Raw genomic sequence first — 19,534 nt, forward strand, 5'->3', positions numbered from 1 at the left:
CGTTTATAATTTGTTATATTTCGTAATCATTAGAAATGTATCCTATGGAATTACCGCTAATCATACGTCCTGTGGCCGGTCTGAACGAAGATATGTTCTTCGATCTTTGCCAGGCCAATGCTCAGCTGTTGATGGAAAGAGATAAAGACGGAAATATAATTGTTATGGCGCCGACAGGATCCGATACAGGAAATTACAATTTTGAGTTTGGCTTGGAGTTAGGACTTTGGAACCGGAAAACCGGAGCGGGTTTCGTATTTGATTCTTCTTCCGGATTTACATTGCCGGATGGAGCCGTAAGGTCTCCTGACCTATCCTGGATATCCAAAAGCAAATGGGAAGCTCTCCCAGAAACCGAACGCAGGAAATTTGCAAGGATTTGCCCGGATCTTGTTGTTGAAATAATGTCAATGAGTGACGATTTGGATGATCTTCAGGATAAGATGAAGGAATATCAAACCAATGGTTGCAGCCTTGGCTGGCTGATTGACCGTATCGGTAAGAAAGTTTATATCTACCGTAAAGACGGTTCTGTTGAAAGTAAAGTCCTGCCGGCACAATTGAGCGGAGAAGATTTGTTACCAGGGTTAATTGTGGAAACGAATTTGTAAATGGTTGATACTATAAAATGAGAAAGTCCTGTGAGTGTATCTTCACAGGACTTTCTCATTTTATAACAAATGCTGGTTTTAGCTTTTTCTTCTTGCTTCTACAACGACTGCGCCTACAATCAGGGCAATTAAAAACAGCGAACTAATTAAATCAATTTTACTCCCGACTGCTATTGAAACAGGCTCGAAGCGGAATTTAATCGTATGTTTTCCGGCAGGAATGCGAAGAGCACGAAGCACATAATTGGCACGTAACATATCGGCTGGTTTGCCATCAATCGTTACTTTCCACTCATCGCGAACGTTGTAATAAATTTCAGAAAAGACTGCCAAACCTTCATTTTTGGCATTGCTTTCATAAATCAGTTCATTCGGTTTGTAGGTTATCAGGCTGATCTTATCTGTTGAATCTGCCTGAAGCGTCAGTCCTTTTAATTGATTTGCGAAGCGCTGGTCCAGTACAGCCGTTTCTTTTGGTTTTAACGAATCCAAAGCAGCCATTTCTCCATCGGCGTTGGGAACAATCTTATATTCCTTTACAAACCAGGCATGGCCGAAAGCATCCGGATTTGGCTGAACCGCTTGCTGTCCCTGCTGATCGACTGTCAGGATATATTTGGTATTAAGCATGTTCAATATGCCCGGATTTGCATTTTGTTTGGCGATCTGATGCTCAAATAATTCCTGATAACGTCTCAGTTTGGCACCGTGGTATCCACCCAAAGATTTGTGATAGTAAGAAGCATCCGCACTGTTGAAGGTACTTCTGGAAACATCCAGGACACGGTAATCAGGGTCGGGGTCAGCCATGATTTTTTCATCAGCTGCCGAAGGAGCAAGCGCTGCCTGCGAAGCACTTTTACTGATAAAGTCAGCATTGTTCAGATAACGTTTGTCGATACCGAACATATCAATAATCATCAGCAGAATCAATACAGGGTAGAGAATCGCCGGTTTGATTTTATCTTTCACCCACATCCAGATCAAAGCTGCTGTGGCCAGTACGAAGAACAAGGTTCGGAAGGCATCACTGCGCATCAGACCTGCACGGTCCTGAACGATGGCGTTAACAATCTGCTGACCGAAGGCTTTGTCGTTGGCCTGTTGTGAAAAATTTTCTGCCAATTGCTGGTCGCTGGCAGCCTGAAAACTGAAAAACAGCGTTGGCATTAAAGCCAGGATTAGTGAAATACCACCTGTGATACCCAGACTTATCAAAAACGGACGCTGTAATTCTTTCCAGCTGATTTTTTTCTGTGCTAATGTTTTTAACGCTAAAATTGCGACGAAGACCATTAGCAGCTGAACAAGTGCAAGCACCATTGTCACAGCCCTGAATTTATTGAACATCGGGAAATAGTCGAAGAACAGGTAATTCAGTGCAGAGAAGTTTTTACCCCATGCCCATATCACGTAAAGGACAATGGCTCCGGCAGCCCAGTTTTTTAACGGGCCTTTTACGATAAACAATCCTAAAATAAAGAGAAAGAAAATGATTGCGCCTGCATAAACCGGACCGCTTACAATGGGCTGGTCGCCCCAGTAAAGAGGCAGGGATTGTACAACGCTTTGCGCAGTAGCGGCATCCAACCCCCGGTTGGTTAGTGTTTTGTACGTTTCTGAGGTATTGGACAATGCAGCCGGCGTAGAACCTCCGTATGCGTTAGGGATCAGCAATGTGAGCGTTTCACCTAAGCCATAACTGTATGAGAAAGCATATTCTTTGTCCAGTCCGTCCTGATTGGCTTCCGTTTTGGCACCGTTTGAAACGCTTAACTCGGGCTTACCGCGTATGGTTTCTTTGCTGTAATCATAGCCGTTCCATAATCTTGTGGTATGCGTTCCCACAGAAACAGCCGCAGCAAAAGCCAGTCCGATGATAACAAATGACAGCTGTTTGATTTTTCCTTCACGGATTAAGGGCAAACTTTCCAGAATAACCAGTATAACGATACCGACACCAAGGTAATAGGTAATCTGTACGTGATTGGAGTAAAGTTCAAGAGAGAGGAAAATAGCGGTCACCGCGGCGCCGGCCAGCCAGTTTCGCCGGAATGCCAAAATAACACCTGCGATAACACCCGGTGCATAGTTAATGGCCAGAATTTTGGAAACGTGGCCAGCTTCGAGGCTCACCAGATTCCAGGCAGCAAAACCGAAAGCAATCGCACCCAATGCGGAAAGCCAGGTTCCGGCACCCACGACAAGGAAAAGTATATAGGCACTTACGCAGCCTATCAGAAGATAATTTGCAGGCGCAGGTAAAATTTTATTGATCACCTGTCCCATTTTTGTCGAAATACTCGTTGGATAATCTCCGGCAATCATGTAGGCAGGCATACCGCCAAACATGCTGTTGGTCCAGTTGGACCACTCTCCTGTTTTTTCGTGATACGTAACGATCTCGTGTGCAGCAGCTTTGGCTTGTACATCATCATGTTGGTTGAGTTTTTTGCCTTCCAAAACCGGAAATGCATACATCAGCGACAAGAAGATAAAGCCTACTACTGCAACCAGATGCGGCCAGATTCGTTGCCAGGAGAATAAATTTTTCATTTTGATAATAGTAAACCGACAGGGTATTAAAAATTATGATATTATAATGTCAATAATACGTACAAATGTGACTTTTCTTTCACAATACTCCCAAAGATCATTTAACCTTGCACGTTAAATTTTTGTTAACGAGCGCAAATATAAAAGTATTGATATATGTTTGGGATGTAAAATTTGAATCTGTTTTTAGTATTTTTTTGATAGAAATCCGGAATGAGACGTAAAATTTAAGAAAATACCCGATAAATTTGCAGAAATTGTGCGTTAAAGAAAAAACACAGCTGTATTTAGAATTGATTAGAAGTAACCCGATAAATAAATGAAAAGAATTGGAGTTTTCACCTCAGGAGGAGATGCGCCCGGAATGAACGCTTGTATCCGTGCGGTGGTGCGCGGAGCTGTTTACCATGGAGTTGAAGTTTACGGAATCAGAAGAGGATATAGTGGACTGATCGCCGGTGATGTTTACAAGATGGAATCTCACTCGGTTAGTAATATTGTACAAAGAGGTGGTACAATACTGAAATCTGCCCGTAGTAAAGAATTTATGACGCCGGAAGGCCGTAAGAAGGCATTTGAACAAATTCAGGCACACGGAATTGAAGGATTGGTTGCAATCGGAGGAAACGGAACTTTTACAGGTGCCATGATCTTTGGTAACGAATATGGAATTCCAACTGTTGGAGCACCCGGTACAATTGACAATGACTTGTACGGTACGGATTATACCATCGGATTTGACACCGCTGTGAACACTGCGCTGGATGCTATCGACCGTATTCGTGATACTGCGAGCTCACACGACCGTATCTTTTTTATTGAAGTAATGGGACGCGACTCAGGTTATATCGCAGTGCAGTCGGGTATTGCCGGTGGTGCTGAGCTTGTGATGGTGCCGGAAGTACTTACGCCGCTTTCAGAAGTTGTAGAAACTTTGAAGCAAGGATGGAGCCGTTCAAAATCATCGTCGATCATCGTAGTTGCCGAAGGTGATGAAGCAGGAAGTGCCGTAGAAGTTGCGGAAAAAATTAAAGTGCAGGTGGATGAAAACGCGGATATCCGTGTAACAACACTAGGCCATACACAGCGTGGAGGATCTCCTTCTGCTTATGACCGTATTCTTGCGAGCCGCCTGGGACTTGGTGCCCTGGAAGGTTTATTGAACGGACAGAAAAATGTAATGGCGGGAATTATCAACAATGACCTTGTTTATACTCCTTTTGAGGACACAATCCGTCTTCCAAAACCGATCAGCGAAGATTTGCTGAGAATGGTTAAAATATTGAGCGTTTAGTTAAAAGTTATTTGTAGTCAGGAATAGTCACTTGTTGTTACGCATTAATTCAGGGTAACAATAAATGACAATTACCTGGCTTGCGGCAAGGGGGATTCTTTAACAATATCCCATAATCTTGTACACAATAATACCTACCCATTCCCGGAACAACAGCTGGGAGTAGCCCAGCACTTCGGGATCAGGAATAATGAAATCTTTGATCTTGTTGGGATAACCGTTTCCATAGAAGTCTGCCGGAAACTGATCCGTTTTTATTCCCGCCTTTTCAAAACATCCAACTGCCCGGCGCATGTGGAAAGCTGATGTGATCAGTAAATAATGCTTGCCCGGAAATTGCTGGTTCAGAATTTTAGCGGTATAAAGCGCATTCTCCCTTGTGTTTTTTGCTTTTTGTTCCAATATGATATCCTGCGGATTCACACCCCACTGAATCAGAAGTTTGGCCGCTTGCTGGGCCTCGCCGTTGCCATAATCCGTCTGGATTTTCGGGCTGGCACCAGTGATGATGATTTTTCCTATTTTGCCGTTTTTATATAACAGGTAGGCCTGGAGAAACCGGTCGGCGTGTATACCCAGGCCGGGATGATCGGAATCTGCTTCCGACATATTAATCAAGCCGCCCGTCAGAAGAACACCTACATCGTAAGTTTTGCTGACTTCTTTCAAATTGACCGGTTTGTATTCCCACCAGTTAAAAGCTTTGTTGATCAGATAGGTGTTTGAGATCAGAAATAGTATTGAAAATGAGGTTATAATGGCTGTTTTTTTTCTCCTGGCTTTTTTCGCTGCAAGCGCATAAAGAATAAGGATCATGCTTATACTTAACGGCATGAGCAAAAAATCGATGGTTTTGGATAGAAAATAAAACATTTGGGTACGAAGCTGGTAGAAGTATGCGTTTTGATTTTAATTTTGTATTCAGGTCACGATTTAGCTTAATAATTAAACAGTTCATAATTATCCCTCTTTTTCAAATGAAAAAAAGAACGCACACGGCCGTTTTAATTTCTTTTTTTGTCATCAGTTTAATTTCGCAGTCTTTCGGGCAGGGTTACCGCATTGAGGCTACCCTCAAAGGGTACAAGGACAGCTCCTTCGTGCTGGGGCATTATAGTTATAGCAACAAACAATTTGTTGCCAAAGATACGGCCAAGGCTGATGCCAACGGGCATATGGTATTTGAAGGAAACACGAGTTTGCCGGGAGGACTTTATCTGTTGCTTTTTCCGGGAAACCAGAAATGGGTCGAAATCGTGTATTCAGGTAAAGAAACAAATTTTTCGATCGAAACGGATACGACGGATCTTGTTGGCAGCATGCAAGTCAAAGGGTCAAAAGATAACCAGCTTTTTTACACTTATCAGAAAGAGCTGAAAAAAGGAATTCAGCAGATTGAGGTGCTTAGCAAAAGCAAGGCTACGGATGGACCGACGAAAATGAAAGAGGCCCAGGATGGCTTCAAGGCTTATCGCGATAAGTTTTTCAAAGAAAACGCGGATTCATTTACCACTAAATTATTTCAGATGTCCAGCGACCCTGAGGTTCCGACGGCTCCTAAACTGGCGAATGGAAAAACAGATTCGGTATGGGTATTTAATTATTACAAGGCACATTATTGGGACGCCATTGATTTTTCGGATGACAGAATTTTGCGGACGCCTTTTCTGGAAGCAAAGATTGACCGTTACATCAAAAATCTCGTTGTACAGACGCCAGATTCGCTGATCAAGGATACCGATTGGCTTATTTCAAAAGCTTCGGCCAATAAAGATGTTAAATCTTATGTGGTTTTTTATATCATCAACCAATATGAAAATCCCAAGACAGTAGGTACGGAAGCGCTTTGGGTACATATGGCGAATAAATATTACCTGTCGGGCGACATGGGTGTTTCGGAAGATACCAAAAAACGTATTGCTGAAAAGGTGAATACACTCAAAGATCTGCTGGTAAATAAAACTTTTCCGGTATTGGGTGTTTCCGATCCGACTGGTAAAAAGATCAACCTGCAAACCATCGATGCGAGTTATACCGTTTTGTTCTTTTATGCTGCTACCTGCGGGCATTGCAAAGAAGCTTCACCGGTTCTGAAATCTTTTTACGAAAAAAATAAGGCATCGGGTGTGAAAGTGCTTGCGATTGATACGGAGCACAATCAGGAAGAATGGAAATCTTTTATCAAGACTTATCAACTGGATGGCCTGATCAATGGTTTTGATCCGTTAAACCAGATTGATTTCAACAGGAAATTTGACGTAGTGACTACGCCGACGATTTACGTTCTGGATAAAAATAAAAAGATCATCGCAAGAAAAATGCCTGTTGAGCAGCTTGATGATTTTCTGAATTATTATCGCAAAAAACAATTGGCATCTGCCAAGTAACATTGGTTTAAAACGACAAAAGCACGAAACCTGGTTTCGTGCTTTTGTCGTTTTAAGGGTGTCGGATTTGTTATGCTTCTATAAAAACGCTACACATATCGGCAGTTTGATCGATATGCTTTCGTGTTTGAAAGTAAGTTTGCCGGTTTTGGGATTTATTTCGTAAACAACCAGATTGTCCTTATCCTGGTTGGCAACGATCATATATTTTCCGGTTGGATCGATATTGAAATCACGGGGCGTTTTGATGGCCTGGGTTTGTTCATCTACTTTTTCCAGTGTTCCGTCCGGTTTAATCTGAAACGCACTGATGCTGTTATGTCCGCGGTTGGAGGTATAAACGAACTTTCCATTCGGATGTATATGTACCGCCGCGCTCGTATTGGGCTCTTTAAAATCGGCAGGAACCGTTTGGTATGTCGCGATTTGTTTGATGACGCCGGCATCATCAATCGAGCAGGCCGTTAGGGTAACATCCAGTTCATTGAGCAAATACAGGTATTTTCCCGATTTGGAAATAGCAAAATGGCGCGGTCCTGAGCCTGGTTTTGCATTGAAGGCTGTTTGCGCAGGATTTGGCTTCAATTCACCTGTTTGAGGATTAACGACATAATTCATGACATGATCCGTTCCCAGATCGACGGTGTAAACATATTTCCCGTTTGGCGTGGCCGAAGAGAAATGGGCGTGTGCTTTTTCCTGGCGTTTTACGTTGGGTCCTGTCCCGGTAAATTGTTGTGTATACACAGGAGGATTCACCTTTCCGTCGGCAGCCAAAGTATATGCCGTAAAACTCCCGCCGGTGTAATTGGAGACAAAAGCCATTTTGCCGGCCGGATCTACGGATACGTGACACGGATTAAGACCTTCCGACGACTGGTTGTTCAAATAGCTAAGTTTGTGGTCGGCGCCAATGGCGTAGGCCGAAATTTTGTTATCCGAAGTAACGGCGTAAAGGTATTTTTTATTGGGGGAAATACTGACATATCCCGGTCCTGGTGCCGTTTTAAATGATTCTTTTAATGTAATTTGTCCGGTTGCTAGATCGAGCTCAGCCAGTGAAACGGCGGCATTTTCGGTTTTATCCTGTGAACCAATATAGAACAGAACCGTTTTATCTTTAAACGAAAAACCTGAAAAGCCCAGAATGAGGATAAGCGTCAGACTTATTAATTTTCTCATGAGAAATATGGTTTGTGAACATTAATCAGGAAAAGGCTGGCAGGTCATGTTTTTAATGATGTAATCCGTTTTATAAATAGCAAAGCGAATGACAATGGAATTAATAGACTGGCAGGATTTTGAAAAAGTAGACCAACGGGCAGGTACGATTATCCGTGTTGAAGATTTTCCAAAGGCGCGGAAGCCGGCTTTTAAATTATGGATCGATCTGGGAGAAGAACTTGGAATCAGGCAAAGCTCCGCGCAGATCACTAAACTTTATACAAAGGAAGAATTAGTGGGTAAGCAGGTTTTGTGTGTCGTTAATTTCCCCATTAAAAAAATCGCCGATTTTCGTTCGGAGGTATTAACGACCGGTTTTGTATTGCCTGATGGTGAGGTGATTCTGGCTTCTCCCGATAAAGTGGTGGCGAATGGGACTAAACTGGCCTGACACGCCGGTAATCATGTAAGTCCGGGCTATAATTGTGTAACACCGACAGTATCTGCCGGTGTTATCTTTGTATCAAAGAATTTTAGCAATATCATGGAAACGGATCATAAAATTTTAAATACGAAGAAAGTGACCTTGCCCGTCACCGGCATGTCCTGCGCGGCTTGTGCGGTAAGTGTGGAGTCCATGCTGAAAAACACTTCGGGGGTTGCTGATGCAGGGGTGAATTATGCAAACCAGTCGGCCTGGGTGGATTATGATCCCACCGCCACCGATCTCCCCGCACTGGACAAGGTTTTGCAAAGCATCGGTTACGGTTTTATTTTGAAGGATGATGAAGACGAAGTCATTGCGGAACAGGAAAAAATAAAACTTGATCATTACAACGGTTTAAAGAACAAAACGGTTTGGACAGGTATCCTGGCGATACCTGTTGTCGTGATCGGTATGTTTTTCATGGATATGCCTTATGGTAATTACATCATGCTGGCGCTGACGGCACCGGTTTTGTTCATTTTCGGGAAAGATTTCTTTGTGAATGCGTGGAAACAGGCAAAACACGGAAAGTCAAATATGGATACGCTGGTGGCATTGAGTACCGGTATCGCGTTTTTGTTCAGTACTTTTAATACCTTCTATTCGCAGTTCTGGCACGCCCGTGGGTTACATCCGCATGTGTACTTCGAAGCCGCTGCGGTAATTGTGTTTTTCATTTTGTTGGGAAAACTGCTGGAAGAAAGAGCAAAAACGAATACTTCCGATGCAATCAAGAAGCTGATCGGTTTGCAACCTAAAACGGTGCGGGTTATCCGGGCTGCTGTTGAAATGGAAATCCCGGTTAAAGAAGTCCAGCTTTACGATGAAATTGTTATTCGTTCTGGCGAGAAAATTCCGGTGGATGGCAAGGTGCTCAGTGGAAATTCTTTTGTAGATGAAAGCCTGATGACGGGTGAGCCCATCCCGGCTGAAAAGATAAAGGGTGCCCAGGTTTTTGCCGGTACGATCAATCAGCAAGGAACTTTTACTTTTTCGGCAGAAAAAATTGGTAAAAACACCGTTCTGGCACAAATTATAAAAACTGTTCAGGCGGCACAGGGAAGTAAGGCACCCGTTCAAAGACTGGTTGATAAAATAGCCGGGATTTTCGTTCCCATCGTGATCGGGATCTCTATCCTGACTTTTATTATCTGGATGTTTTTCGGGGGTGAAAATGCGCTGACGCAGGCACTGTTGGCCTCTGTTTCGGTCTTGGTTATCGCTTGTCCCTGTGCTTTGGGACTGGCAACACCGACGGCCATTATGGTTGGTGTTGGAAAAGGAGCTGAAAATAACATTTTGATACGGGATGCAGAAAGTCTTGAAAAAGCACATGAGGTAAACGCTGTTATTCTTGACAAAACGGGAACGCTTACCAAAGGCCATCCACAGGTAACGGACTGGCAATGGGCTGACTACGTGGGAAACAAAGATCAGCACGCAGCAGCAGTAAGCCTTTTGGAATCGCGCTCCGAGCATCCGCTGGCTTTGGCCGTGGTAGATTTTGTAAAGGAGAACAGCGGGAGCAAGGTTGAAAAATTTGAATCGGTTACCGGGAATGGTATCAAAGGAACGGTTAATGGAGAGGAATATCTCATCGGCACGCTCGCATTTCTTGCAAAAGAAGGGGTACACATTGATCCGGTTTTAGATAAACGGGCGGTTTCGCAACGTCAGGCTGCGCAAACCGTAATCGGTGTAAGTTTAAATAAGGTGCAAATTACCCTGATTTCGATTGCTGATCAGTTGAAGGAGACTTCCGCTGAGGCCGTTAAAAACTTGCAGGAACAGGGTATAGCGGTTTACATGCTGACAGGAGATAACGCTCAGACTGCCGAGGCTGTCGCAAAACAGGTGGGCATTACCCATTATCTGGCGGAAGTAAAACCGGATGATAAAATGAAGTTTGTGCAAAAATTACAATCTGAGGGTAAAATTGTAGCCATGGTTGGCGATGGTGTTAATGACTCGCAGGCACTGGCGCAGGCTGATGTCAGTATTGCGATGGGAAAAGGATCGGATATTGCGATGGATGTGGCAAAGATGACGCTCATCACCTCCGATCTTCTGGTTTTGCCGAAGGCGCTCAAACTTTCACGAAAAACGGTTAAAACCATTAAACAGAATCTTTTCTGGGCCTTTGTTTATAACTTAATCGGGATACCGGTGGCCGCAGGAATTTTATATCCTTTTAACGGGTTTTTATTAAATCCGATGATTGCCGGTGCAGCGATGGCATTAAGCTCAGTGTCTGTTGTAACAAATAGTTTAAGACTGCGCGGAACGAAATTGTAAATTCCAAAGGGAGAAATGGTCATACGCGCGTCTTTTCAATAAAAGAAGACTGTCCACCTAGTCAGACGAATTTATGATCAATTTCTCAAAAATCAGATTATATAAAAAACCAGGGTTTAACAAGCTGTTAAGTCCCTGGTTTTTTTGCTTTATATTGACGGCAAGCTTCGCTTCGGGGCAGGGAAGCGCCGTGGAAACGGAAGTGGTAACTGAGCTCCGAACGCATATTCTGACCGAAGCCGGATGGGCCATGACCCAGGACCCGATTACAGTGACGGCCGAAACAAGCCCCAGAAGCGCGGGTGGAAAACATGATTTTTACTCGGAAGGGGATTATTGGTGGCCCGATACTTTAAATCCCGCCGCTCCCTATATTCAACGGGACGGCCTGACAAATCCTGATAACTTTACTGCCCATCGTTTGGCGATGATCCGGTTTAGTCGTATTGTCGGTGCGCTGACATCCGCATACAAAATTACCGGTGAGGAGAAATATGTAACCTGGGCATTCAGGCATATCAATGCCTGGTTTATTGACCCAGAAACGAAAATGAATCCTTCCCTGCTATACGCTCAGGCGATTAAAGGCCGGGCAACGGGAAGAGGGATCGGCATTATCGACACGATCCATCTGATGGAAGTGGCGCAGGGGATTCTCCTCATGCAGCAGGCCAAATCGGTGAATCAGCAGCAGGTTGCAGAGGTGAAAAACTGGTTTGCCCAATACATCAACTGGCTTCGGAATCATCAATATGGAAAGGATGAGATGGAAGCGAAGAATAATCATGGGACTTGCTGGGCCATGCAGGTTGCCTCGTTTGCCAAATTGACCGGTAATAAAGAAGTTCTGGATTTTTGCAGGAATCGCTACAAATCGGTTTTTCTGCCTTATCAGATGAACGCTAACGGAAGTTTTCCGCAGGAACTGAGGCGGACCAAACCTTATGGATACTCCATTTTTAATCTGGATGCGATGGTGATGTTATGCCAGATTTTGTCCGACAAAGAGAATAATCTGTGGCAGTATGAAACCATCGACGGCAGAAATATCCGCAAAGGCATCAATTATCTGTACCCATATATTGCCAACAAAAGTAAATGGCCACTAAAACCAGACGTGATGTATTGGGAAAACTGGCCGGTTGCCCAGCCATTCCTTGTCTTCGGTGCGCAAGCTTTTAACGAAGACGACTGGCTGGAAACCTGGAAGAAACTGGATCATAATCCGAAAGTGGAGGAGGTATTGCGGAATTTGCCCATAAGGAATCCGGTGATCTGGTTTGACTGACAATCATCACTCTTACGCGAGTATCTCTAAAATATTCAAATTTCGATTATAAGGCTTTTGCAGTTGGCATCGGCTCTATAAAAGCTTAAATTTGAAATAATCACACACTATTTTAGAAGGTACGTATGCAAACAAAGACACTCGTGACACACGACGAATATTTCGATCTGCTGCTAAAATCGGATGTGAAACTGGAATATCATTCAGGAGAGGTCGTTGCTATGGCTGGTGCGCAGCCGGCACATAACAGAATTTGCATTACACTTTCCACAGCATTGGAAAATTGTCTGGAGGCTGGAGAATGTGTTGTTTTGAACAATGATCAGCTAATCAAAGTAGAAAAATGTGATAAATATACCTTCTCCGATGTGGTGGTTGTATGTGCGAAGCCGGTATACGAAAAGTCTGCGAGAGGTTTGGATGCGCTAGAAAATCCTGAAATTATTATCGAAGTTCTTTCAGACTCGACCGAACAATATGATCGATCGGGAAAATTCGATTGTTATAAGACAATTCCCTCTTTTCGGGAGTACGTCCTGGTATCATCCGTGAAAAAGAAGGTCGAGGTGATCAAAAAGATAGGTGATGCAGAATGGCTCAGTTACACGTATACCGAAAATGACGAGAAAGTGCTGATAGGAACTTGTACCGTTTTGCTGGAAAAAATTTACAACAAAGTTGAGTTTAGTGCCAAAGAATCCGATGCGTTTTAAAAATTACCACCTGGATCTGCTTTCTTGGTAAAAATTAAGAACTCTGTATTATCCGCAAAGGCATCGGCCTTATAAAAGCTTAAATTTGAAATAATCACACACTATTTTAGAAGGTACGTATGCAAACAAAGACACTCGTGACACACGACGAATATTTCGATCTGCTGCTAAAATCGGATGTGAAACTGGAATATCATTCAGGAGAGGTCGTTGCCATGGCTGGTACGCAGCCGGCACATAATCTTATCGTAGCCAATATAACGATAGAACTTGGCTATTGCCTGAAAGAGAAAGGATGCCTCGTTTATGCAAGTGATCAGCTTGTTAAAGTTGAAAAGTGCGATAAGTATACTTTCCCGGATCTGGTCATTATTTGCAAGAAACCAGTTTATGAAAAATCTTCCCGAGGACTTGACTCACTGGAAAATCCCGAAATTATCATAGAAGTTTTGTCAGATTCAACTGAACATTATGATCGCTTAGAAAAGTTTGATTGCTACAAAACCATTTCGTCATTTAGGGAGTATGTTTTGGTATCTTCAAAAAAGAAAAAGATTGAAATAATTAAGAAGTTAAATGAAGCAGAATGGCTTAGTCACACGTATACCGATGATGATGAAAGTGTTTTAATTGACGAGTGCTCTATTTTATTGGAGGACATTTACAGAGGGGCTGAATTATCAGATGTTGACTCTCCCGGTTTTTAATATATTCATAAAAAACAAAAACTCTGTAACGCCTTCCCTTAATTGTGTAATATTTTCCGTTTGCCGCTACCGATCTTTGTAGGGAGATATTTAAGAAGTCTCCTACCAATATTAATCGATTCAGATGGAAACTATAAAATTCAAAACCAATATTAAATGCGGTGGCTGTATTGCAGCTGTTACTCCTTTTCTGACTGCTGAAAATGGAATTGACAAATGGGAGGTGGACCTTCAAAGTGAAAACCGTGTATTGTCCGTAGAAACAGGTAAGTCAGCCGGAGAAGTGGTTGAAGTTATCAAAAAAGCAGGTTATGTCGCTGAGCCGATTGCATCTTAAAAGCCAGGAAATAAAATCGTTAAGTTAATCCGGAGCACATCAGCTTGCTATTGCTTCAATAAGGTTTTACTTTTGTAACAATGAAAAACAAACTTCATAGATCTATCACCATCTTCATGGCCGTTCTGGTGCTGATAAGCAGCACAGGATTCGGGCTGATAGAGCATCAGTGCATGATGCGGGGGATGACTATGAAGTTTGTATCTGAAAAAAAAGCCGATTCCTGCAAGGAAAAGGTGGTTTCTTCCTGCTGTGCAAAAAGCAAGGCAGAGAAGAATGTCAATAAGAAATTCTTCAAAAAAACGGATTGCTGCAAGGATCAGCAGAAATTTGAAAAGGTAGATGTTGTTTCATCTCTGGCGCCGTTTCAGGCTAAGGCTTTAAAAGTACTGGCTGATGGCATACTCTGGTCCGTTCAGTCTTTTGTCTTCTTATCGCAGGAGTGGATTTATCCGCCTGTCGCTTCTTTAAATACCACAATAACCTTCTCTTCCATATTTCATGGGAGAACTATGCTCTCTTTTATGCAGTCATTTTTGATATAAATCGCTGATTATTAGATTTTAATGTATTCTGTATCAGGAATGCACGCGTTTTTCTATACATCAAGTGATTTAGCCAATAATGAAAAGATATCTAATCGGAGCAGTTTTGCTTCTGTCCGCGCACCTCGTTTCTGCGCAGCGAATAACGGGAAAAGTTTACGAGCAAACTCCAAACGCCAAAACGCTTAACCCACTTACCGGCGCGAATGTGTACTGGGCCGGTACCACACAATCGGCTGTTACGGATACGAGCGGAAAGTTTTCAATTCCCCGTGTTACCCAATCAAATAAACTGGTATTCAGCTTTGTCGGTTTTAAAAATGATACCGTAAAAATTGGTGCGGAAAGTGAGCTCGAAGTCGTAATGAAAAGTGATCAGACGTTGAGTGAAGTCGTGGTTAAGGCCAATGCGACGACCATCGACAGGTTATCTCCCCACCAGACAGAAATTATCACGACCCGCACACTCGCAAAAGCCGCCTGCTGCAATCTGTCGGAAAGTTTTGAAACCAACGCTTCCGTTTCTGTTTCTTACAGCGATGCCGTAACCGGTGCCAAGCAGATTCAGATGCTGGGCCTGAACGGAACTTATATACAAACCAACATTGAAAATATTCCGACAATCCGCGGTCTGGCATCTACTTTCGGGATGAATTTTGTGCCCGGAACCTGGATTCAATCCATTGATGTGGGTAAAGGAGCCGGTTCGGTTGTGAACGGATACGAGTCGATGACGGGACAAATTAACGTTGAGCTGCAAAAGCCGGACACCCGCGAGAAACTTTATTTTAATACCTACGTCAATAATTTTGGAAGGGCAGAAGTAAATCTTAACCTGGCCCACCAGCTAAACGAAAAGTGGAGCACAGGCTTGCTTACGCATGCGAGCACGCTGAAAAACCGGGTTGATAAAAATAATGACGGCTTTCTGGATCTTCCGCTTTATACGCAATACAACGTGATCAATCGCTGGAAGTATCAGAGCAACCGGATGATGGCGCAGTTTGGTGTAAAGGCTTTGTATGAGGACCGTTTAGGCGGACAAACCGAGTTTCGCAAAGAAATGAAAGGTACGACCCAGGCTTACGGATTTGGAGCAAAAGTGAATCGTTATGAGTTCTTTTCAAAAATTGCCCGGCTGTATCCTGACAAACCTTACAAGGGGCTTGGGTTAATCGTCAACGCTTCGGTTCATGATTCAAAGTCGTATTTTGGGTTGACCAATTACAACGGACGTCAGGAAACTTTGTATGGAAATTTGATATACCAGTCGATTCTGGGCAGTACAAACCATTCCTACAAAGCGGGTTTGAGTTATATGCTGGACAATTATAATGAAAAATACAGGGACACTACTTTGCTGAGACGCGAATCCGTACCTGGCGCTTTTGTCGAGTATACTTTTAATAACCTTGACAAATTCGTCCTTGTGGCAGGCTCCCGTGTCGATTTTCATAATCTTTACGGCACCCAGTTCACGCCGCGTTTGCATTTGAAATATAGTTTGACAAGCAATACCACTTTACGTGCATCGGCTGGTCGTGGATTTCGGGTAACCAATCCGCTGGCAGAATATTACGGAAATCTGGTAAGTGCACGGAAAGTGGTTTTTCTGGAAAAATTACGGCCGGAAGTATCCTGGAATTATGGCGTGAGCCTGACGCAGGAATATAAACTGGGCGAAATGCAGGGTACTTTCGTAACCGATTTTTATCGTACCGATTTTGATAACCAGCTGGTAGCGGACTTTGAGAATCCAAGATATATCCGTTTTTACAATCTGAACGGGAAAGCTTATGCCAACAGTTTTCAGGCTGAGGTGAATCTGACACCGGTAAAACGGTTTGATTTAAAACTGGCTTATCGTTTGTTTGATGTCAAACAGACTGTATATGGACAGCTGGATGAAAAGGTTTTACTGGAAAAAATGATGGTGAGCCGCGACAGGATTCTGTTCAACGCCGGTTATGCTTTGCCTTATGATAAATGGAAATTTGACGCAACGGTGCAATGGAACGGTAAACGCAGGCTACCTTACATGGGCCTGACCAGCGAAGATATGGGACACGAAATGCCATCGTCGTCCACCACAGCGCCGTCATTTTATAACCTCAATGCGCAGATTACAAGAACATTTCCCAAATGGGATGTTTATCTTGGTGGTGAAAACCTGAATAACTTCCGTCAGAAAGATCCGATTATGGGCGCAAATGATCCTTTTGGAAAGCAATTTGACGCGGGAATGGCCTGGGGACCGGTTGTCGGACGCATGATTTATGCCGGTGTACGTTACAAGATCATCAGATAATTATTGATTGTTAATTATCAATTGTTAGTGATTGAACCATTAACCCTATACCATTAACCCTAAACAATTAACCATTAATAATTAACCATTGATCCTTAACAATTAAATGAAGTTATATATCAAAAATATGGTTTGCGATCGCTGCATCAGGGTTGTCAGAGAAGAATTTGACAAGCTGGGCATTGGGTTGAGCCACATCGGACTCGGTGAAGTTGAGACAAAAACGGATCTTGACGAAGTGAAATTGACGGATGTAAAACACAGTCTGGAAGCCAGTGGGTTTGAGTTATTGGATGATAAGCGCGCGGCTTTAACGGAAAATATCAGAACCTTGATCATTGAGGAAGTGCAATATCTGAAAGGCAACAAACCTGCGGCGGTTAATTTTTCGGACTATCTCTCACAAAAGACGGGTTATGAATATTCGTATCTGAGCAATTTGTTTTCCTCCGAAACGGGGCAAACCATTGAACAATACATTATCGCCCAGAAAGTGGAGAAGGTGAAGGAATGGCTTTCCTATAACGAATTAAGTTTAAGCGAAATGGCCTGGCGGTTGTCGTATAGCAGCGCTGCGCACTTAAGCAACCAGTTTAAGAAAGTGACCGGGATGACGCCGGGTGAATTTAAAAAAGGAAACGCGTTGGGTAGGAAAACGCTGGATCGGGTAGGAGAGTCTAAAATTTGAAATATACCTGTTAATCAAAATATACGATGAGAAAAATTCTTTTTGCATTACCGCTGACATTACTTCTGGCCTGTTCGGGCAATCAGGAAAAAACCAAAGAAGCCACGGAAGTTTCTACGACTACGGCTGAGGCTAAAAAATTTGCCTGCCCTATGCAGTGCGAAGGTGAGAAAACGTACGCACAAGCCGGGAAATGCCCTGTTTGCAAAATGGATTTACAAGAAATTGCATTGGCCGAAACGGATTCAACCGGTCATGAACATTAATTATTTATTCAACATCAATCAAAACACAATCATGAAAAAGACATTTTTTTTACTCGTAGCGGCCCTGTTTCTAGCGGTGAACTTTGCAAATGCTGATGGCAAAGACAAAGAAGTAAAGTTTAAAACTTCTGCAATTTGTGAAATGTGCAAAGCACGTATCGAACGTAATCTGGGCCTTTCAAAAGGTGTGAAAGAGTCAAACCTGGATTTGAACGATAAGGTGGTAACGGTTAAATACAATCCGGATAAAACGACGGAGGCTGCCATAAAAGCGACCATCAACAACACAGGATACGACGCCGATTTGTCGCCTGCAAATCAAAAAGCACACGACAAATTACCAAGCTGCTGCCGGAAAACAGCTGCGGCACATTGATAACCAAATCCTGAATTTATGAAAAGGAAACCGCTTATTTTATTGTTTTCCGGGAGCCTGTTTCTTTTTTCGGTTTCTGCGTCCGGTCAGCATGAACATATGGCCATGCCGGCCGGAAAAGATTCTACAAAAGCTGAAATGCATAATCATAATATGCCTATGCAGAAACCGGATTCCATGGCTGCTATGAAAATGCATATGACACACGCTTTCTCGCTGAGTCTTCCGATGAACAGAAATGGCTCGGGGACGGGCTGGCAGCCAGACGCCACACCGATGTATGCGTACATGAAACATGGGGGCAAGTGGAATTACATGCTGCATGGAAGTCTGTACCTGCGCTATACGAGTCAGAATTTTAACAATGACGGAAAAAGAGGCTCCTCTGCCAAAGTCAGTGTTCCCAATTATGTAATGGGTATGGCACAACGGCAGGTTGGGAAAAACGGCCTATTGACGGTCCGCTCGATGATTTCTCTGGACCGTATTTTTGACGGAGGTTCAGGTTATCCGCTCCTTTTTCAATCCGGTGAAACCTGGAAAGGGCAGTCTCTGATTGACCGCCAGCACCCGCATGACCTGATTTCTGAACTTGCTGTGGGTTATACACATCGTTTTAGTCCGAAAATCGATGTTTCGGTTTATGCGGGTTATCCCGGCGAACCGGCACTTGGCCCAACGGCTTTTATGCACCGGATGTCCGCTTTTAATAATCCTGATGCAGTGCTGGGTCATCATTGGCAGGACGCAACACATATTACTTTTGGCGTGGTTACTGCCAGCGTGCGTTATGATAAGTTTAAACTGGAAGCATCCGGCTTTACAGGTCGTGAGCCGAATGAAAACCGCTTTAATTTCGACAAGCCGAAGTTTGATTCATACAGTTATCGTTTGTCGTTCAATCCTTCTGCAAACTGGGCGATGCAGGTTTCTCATGGTTATATCAAAAGTCCTGAGACAAACCACCCGGATGAAAATATCAACAGAACCACGGCATCCGTACAGCATAGTAAAACGCTGAACGGCAAAAACAGCTGGATATCAAGCTCACTGGTTTATGGGCTGAATGATTTTGGTGCAAATCATCGCGAAAATTCTCTCCTGGCAGAGTCCAATGTTCAGCTGGACAAATGGGCATTTTACGGAAGATATGAGTGGATTCAAAAGAGTGTGGAGGAACTCGGCCTTGGCCACGACGAACCAACCACCAATTATCCTGTCTCTGCTTTTACTTTGGGTATCAACCGCCAGTTGTTTTCTTTTTCAAATACCCTGGTACAAGCCGGCGTGCAGGCCAGTTTTTATGCTATTGGCAGCCATTTGGAGTCATACTACGGGAAAAATCCGGTTTCCGGGCAGATATATCTTCGTCTGACGCCCGGGTTTATGCGCATGTAACTTTGTTTGTACAGGCCGTAAAAGTAATCATCCCCGAAAGTTTTGGATATAATCCGGACAAAACTCAGGGATGGTCCCTCTTCACATTTTCATAACATCACCGAAACATAGACG

General features: G+C 43.4%; 18 protein-coding genes. 15 read left to right on the top strand and 3 right to left on the bottom strand.

Features of this window, described 5'->3' with window-relative positions; translation table 11 throughout:
- The first annotated feature begins 44 nt into the window (after positions 1–44).
- Positions 45–611, top strand: a complete 567-nt coding sequence (locus M1L62_RS21825; protein WP_254561749.1) for a Uma2 family endonuclease — start codon at positions 45–47, stop codon at positions 609–611.
- Between the two features lie 78 nt (positions 612–689).
- Here M1L62_RS21825 and M1L62_RS21830 read toward each other — a convergent pair whose 3' ends face one another.
- Entirely contained in the window at positions 690–3,167 is a 2,478-nt protein-coding gene (locus tag M1L62_RS21830) for a glycosyltransferase family protein (protein ID WP_254561750.1), read from the bottom strand.
- A 319-nt stretch (positions 3,168–3,486) separates the two neighbouring features.
- Between M1L62_RS21830 and pfkA the strand changes: the two genes are divergently transcribed.
- Positions 3,487–4,461: a 6-phosphofructokinase gene (pfkA, locus tag M1L62_RS21835; protein ID WP_254561751.1), complete on the top strand. Its 975-nt coding sequence runs from the start codon at positions 3,487–3,489 to the stop codon at positions 4,459–4,461.
- 99 nt (positions 4,462–4,560) lie between these two features.
- Here the strand turns inward: pfkA and M1L62_RS21840 are convergent, their stop codons facing one another.
- On the bottom strand, positions 4,561–5,334 hold the full coding sequence (locus tag M1L62_RS21840) for a YdcF family protein (protein WP_254561752.1): 774 nt from the start codon (positions 5,332–5,334) through the stop codon (positions 4,561–4,563).
- Between the two features lie 104 nt (positions 5,335–5,438).
- On the opposite strand from M1L62_RS21840, the gene M1L62_RS21845 reads away from it, so the two are divergent.
- Positions 5,439–6,848: a TlpA family protein disulfide reductase gene (locus M1L62_RS21845; protein WP_254561753.1), complete on the top strand. Its 1,410-nt coding sequence runs from the start codon at positions 5,439–5,441 to the stop codon at positions 6,846–6,848.
- 78 nt (positions 6,849–6,926) lie between these two features.
- Here M1L62_RS21845 and M1L62_RS21850 read toward each other — a convergent pair whose 3' ends face one another.
- Positions 6,927–8,030, bottom strand: coding sequence for a lactonase family protein (locus M1L62_RS21850; protein ID WP_254561754.1), 1,104 nt, complete (start codon positions 8,028–8,030; stop codon positions 6,927–6,929).
- 94 nt (positions 8,031–8,124) lie between these two features.
- Here M1L62_RS21850 and M1L62_RS21855 point away from each other — a divergent pair, with 94 nt between their 5' ends.
- The 12 genes from M1L62_RS21855 (at position 8,125) to M1L62_RS21910 (ending at position 19,420) form a co-directional block, all read left to right on the top strand.
- Positions 8,125–8,463, top strand: coding sequence for a tRNA-binding protein (locus M1L62_RS21855; RefSeq protein WP_254562015.1), 339 nt, complete (start codon positions 8,125–8,127; stop codon positions 8,461–8,463).
- A 93-nt stretch (positions 8,464–8,556) separates the two neighbouring features.
- Complete coding sequence (locus M1L62_RS21860) at positions 8,557–10,794, top strand: heavy metal translocating P-type ATPase (protein ID WP_254561755.1); 2,238 nt, start codon at positions 8,557–8,559, stop codon at positions 10,792–10,794.
- Between the two features lie 73 nt (positions 10,795–10,867).
- Positions 10,868–12,082 (top strand): alginate lyase family protein, encoded by a 1,215-nt coding sequence (locus M1L62_RS21865; RefSeq protein WP_254561756.1) that lies wholly within the window; start codon positions 10,868–10,870, stop codon positions 12,080–12,082.
- Between the two features lie 125 nt (positions 12,083–12,207).
- Positions 12,208–12,795: a Uma2 family endonuclease gene (locus M1L62_RS21870; RefSeq protein ID WP_254561757.1), complete on the top strand. Its 588-nt coding sequence runs from the start codon at positions 12,208–12,210 to the stop codon at positions 12,793–12,795.
- A 119-nt stretch (positions 12,796–12,914) separates the two neighbouring features.
- The gene (locus M1L62_RS21875; protein WP_254561758.1) at positions 12,915–13,502 is read left to right on the top strand and encodes a Uma2 family endonuclease; all 588 of its coding nucleotides are present in this window, start codon (positions 12,915–12,917) and stop codon (positions 13,500–13,502) included.
- 124 nt (positions 13,503–13,626) lie between these two features.
- On the top strand, positions 13,627–13,839 hold the full coding sequence (locus tag M1L62_RS21880) for a heavy-metal-associated domain-containing protein (RefSeq protein ID WP_254561759.1): 213 nt from the start codon (positions 13,627–13,629) through the stop codon (positions 13,837–13,839).
- A gap of 80 nt (positions 13,840–13,919) precedes the next feature.
- Positions 13,920–14,384 (top strand): HYC_CC_PP family protein, encoded by a 465-nt coding sequence (locus tag M1L62_RS21885; RefSeq protein ID WP_254561760.1) that lies wholly within the window; start codon positions 13,920–13,922, stop codon positions 14,382–14,384.
- 79 nt (positions 14,385–14,463) lie between these two features.
- Positions 14,464–16,692, top strand: a complete 2,229-nt coding sequence (locus tag M1L62_RS21890) for a TonB-dependent receptor (RefSeq protein WP_254561761.1) — start codon at positions 14,464–14,466, stop codon at positions 16,690–16,692.
- Between the two features lie 106 nt (positions 16,693–16,798).
- Positions 16,799–17,380, top strand: coding sequence for a helix-turn-helix domain-containing protein (locus tag M1L62_RS21895; protein ID WP_254561762.1), 582 nt, complete (start codon positions 16,799–16,801; stop codon positions 17,378–17,380).
- Between the two features lie 26 nt (positions 17,381–17,406).
- A complete protein-coding gene (locus M1L62_RS21900; RefSeq protein WP_254561763.1) occupies positions 17,407–17,646 on the top strand; it encodes a heavy metal-binding domain-containing protein in 240 nt (79 codons plus the stop codon).
- 31 nt (positions 17,647–17,677) lie between these two features.
- Positions 17,678–18,022, top strand: coding sequence for a heavy-metal-associated domain-containing protein (locus M1L62_RS21905; protein ID WP_254561764.1), 345 nt, complete (start codon positions 17,678–17,680; stop codon positions 18,020–18,022).
- Between the two features lie 18 nt (positions 18,023–18,040).
- Complete coding sequence (locus tag M1L62_RS21910) at positions 18,041–19,420, top strand: TonB-dependent receptor (RefSeq protein ID WP_254561765.1); 1,380 nt, start codon at positions 18,041–18,043, stop codon at positions 19,418–19,420.
- The last annotated feature ends 114 nt before the right edge of the window (positions 19,421–19,534 follow it).

The organism is Dyadobacter diqingensis (assembly GCF_024220585.1).
Taxonomy (GTDB): Bacteria; Bacteroidota; Bacteroidia; order Cytophagales; family Spirosomataceae; genus Dyadobacter; species Dyadobacter diqingensis.